3 protein-coding genes are annotated in these 2,099 nt (G+C 48.5%); all 3 read left to right on the forward strand.

Annotated elements, in window-relative coordinates:
• Positions 1-1,551, forward strand: a 1,551-nt coding sequence (locus ACEW8P_RS14750; protein ID WP_373513843.1) for a CocE/NonD family hydrolase, incomplete at its 5' end; no start/stop codon positions are given.
• Positions 1,552-1,587: 36 nt separating this feature from the next.
• A complete protein-coding gene (locus ACEW8P_RS14755; protein WP_373513844.1) occupies positions 1,588-1,803 on the forward strand; it encodes a DUF4160 domain-containing protein in 216 nt (71 codons plus the stop codon).
• Positions 1,804-1,819: 16 nt separating this feature from the next.
• On the forward strand, positions 1,820-2,099 hold a 280-nt coding region (locus ACEW8P_RS14760; RefSeq protein WP_373513845.1), incomplete at its 3' end, for a DUF2442 domain-containing protein.

The raw sequence follows: 2,099 nt of genomic DNA on the forward strand, positions 1-2,099 counted from the left end.
ACCTGGACTAACATGACGCCGCACATCGACAACAAGAAGGGAAAGAACGACGTGGACGAGGCGTCGGATATGTACGATACCCTCGAGTTTTTGCTTAAAAACGTCCCAAATAATAATGGTCGGGTAGGGCAGTACGGTACTTCATATCCCGGTTTTTATACCACGGCCAGTTCACTGAGCAAACATCCGGCTTTAAAAGCATCTTCGCCGCAGGCGCCCATCGCCGATTTCTTCTTCGACGATTTCCACCACAATGGCGCGTTCACGCAGGGGTACTATGGTACCTTCCCGGTATTTGGTATTCAGCACCCTAAGCCGATGGCTCAATCGTGGTTTACCGACAAGTTCATTCAGGCAAAACCCGATGGCTATACTTTCAACCTGAACATGGGGCCATTGAAGAATTTCGACAAATATTACAAAGATAATTTCTTCTGGCACGAAACGATGAACCACCCCAACTACGATGAGTTCTGGCAGAAGCGCGATATCCTGCCGCACCTCAAAGGCGTCACCTCGGCCTACATGACCGTCGGGGGTTGGTTCGACGCTGAGGATTTGTACGGGCCACTGAATACATACAAAACCATTGAGAAAAATAATCCGAACGCCTACAACACGCTGGTAATTGGGCCGTTCGGTCACGGACGTTGGGGGCGAGAAACTGGACACACCCTGCACAATGATATTTATTTCGGCGACAGTCTGGCAACCTTCTACCAAAAAAATATCGAAACCGAGTTCTTTACTCACTTCCTGAAAGGCGCAGGAGACGGCAAAACGGGTTTGCCCGAAGCTTATCTATTTAACACGGGCCGCAACGAGTGGCGCAAATTTGATAAATGGCCTGCCACACAGGCCAAGAAAAAAACGCTGTACTTCCACAAAGACGGTAAGCTGAGCTTCGACAAACCCACGACCGCCAGCGCCTACATCGAGTACCTCAGTGACCCGATGAAACCCGTTCCTTACACGGACGATCTGACGCAGATGACGGGCTTCACGCCCTTCAACTACATGTCGGAAGACCAGCGCTTTGCCGCTACCCGGCCCGATGTGCTGGTATTCGAAACGGACGTTCTAACCGAGGACATTACGCTGGGTGGAGAAATTATGGCGAAGCTCAATTTCAGTACCACGGGTACCGATGCCGACTTCTTCGTGAAGTTGATCGACGTTTATCCCGACGACGAGAAGAACCATGATTATATGGTGGACAATGAGATTGTCCTGGCGGGCTACCAGCAAATGGTGCGTAGCGAAGTGATGCGGGCGCGTTTTCGTAATAGCTTCGCTAAGCCCGAGCCGCTGAAAGCTAATACGCTCACGCCATTGAATTTCCGCTTGCAGGATGTGCTGCATACTTTCAAGAAAGGCCACAAAATCATGGTGCAAGTGCAAAGTACTGCCTTCCCGCTCTTCGACCGGAACCCTCAGAAGTACGTCGAGAACATTTATAAGGCTAATGCAGAAGATTTTATCAAAGCCACGCAGCGAATTTATACGCAGGGGAATGCGCCTAGTGGATTGGAAGTGGAGGTGCTGGATTAAACGGGAAAGATCAATTCATTTGCGATGCCAATTTTCTTGAAAATCTACGGGCTGACCTTCTTCTCGATTATTCATGACTTGATCAATGAACCTTTTCATTTGCACATAGCCGAGGGAAGTAACAAGCTTTGCAAATACTGGGTTTTCCGAGATGGAAGTATAGAACTGGCGGATAGTTCGGGCTACAAGCGAACCGAACTTAAAAAGATAGAGAAGGCGTTGAAAGAGAATATTACTTTTGTCATGGAATAATACAAAACTTACTGTTATGAGAACAGCATCAGAGTTAACTTCAAAACCAAGCACAAAAAAGCCTAAGGTCAGGCCGCGTGTCGATTGGACTGATTTGCCTGAGTTGGAACGTGCCGACGCAAAAGGAGATATGATTGTAGTCACACTGAAAGATCAGAGGGTCGTGCAATTTCCAGCAGCATGGTCGGAGATTTTAGCCAAAGCAAGCTTGAAGGAGCGAAAGCGGGTGAGAGTGGCGGCCTGGCATCTGTTTTGGGATGAACTCGATGAGGTAATCAGCATTGAGCAAGTGCTAT

The organism is Persicitalea sp. (assembly GCF_041751555.1).
In the GTDB taxonomy this organism is placed as follows: domain Bacteria; phylum Bacteroidota; class Bacteroidia; order Cytophagales; family Spirosomataceae; genus Persicitalea.